This window comes from Streptococcus sp. GMD1S (genome assembly GCF_000296875.1).
Taxonomy (GTDB): domain Bacteria; phylum Bacillota; class Bacilli; order Lactobacillales; family Streptococcaceae; genus Streptococcus.
Genome location: NZ_AJQY01000281.1, coordinates 1 through 581, shown reverse-complemented (window position 1 = coordinate 581; position 581 = coordinate 1). Strand labels below are relative to the sequence as shown.

1 protein-coding gene is annotated in these 581 nt (G+C 48.7%); it reads left to right on the top strand.

Annotated elements, in window-relative coordinates; all coding sequences use genetic code 11:
- On the top strand, window positions 1–581 hold a 581-nt coding region (locus tag GMD1S_RS08800), incomplete at both ends, for an AAA family ATPase (protein ID WP_000294214.1).

Genomic DNA, 581 nt, shown 5'->3' with positions numbered 1-581 from the left:
AACAATCCGGTCTTGGTTGGAGATGCGGGTGTCGGGAAAACAGCTCTGGCACTTGGTCTTGCTCAGCGTATTGCCAGTGGGGATGTGCCTGCGGAAATGGCAAAGATGCGTGTTCTAGAGCTTGATTTGATGAATGTTGTTGCGGGGACACGTTTCCGTGGAGATTTTGAAGAGCGCATGAACAATATCATCAAGGATATAGAGGAAGATGGCAAAGTGATCCTCTTTATCGATGAACTCCACACCATCATGGGTTCTGGTAGCGGTATTGACTCGACTCTGGATGCAGCCAATATCTTGAAGCCAGCCTTGGCTCGTGGAACTTTGAGAACGGTTGGTGCCACCACTCAGGAAGAATACCAGAAACACATCGAAAAAGATGCTGCCCTTTCTCGTCGGTTTGCCAAAGTGACGATTGAAGAGCCAAGTCTAGCTGACAGTATGACCATTTTGCAAGGTTTGAAGGCCACCTATGAGAAACACCACCGTGTGCAAATCACAGATGAAGCTGTTGAAACGGCTGTCAAGATGGCGCATCGTTACTTGACCAGTCGTCACTTGCCAGACTCTGCTATCGACCT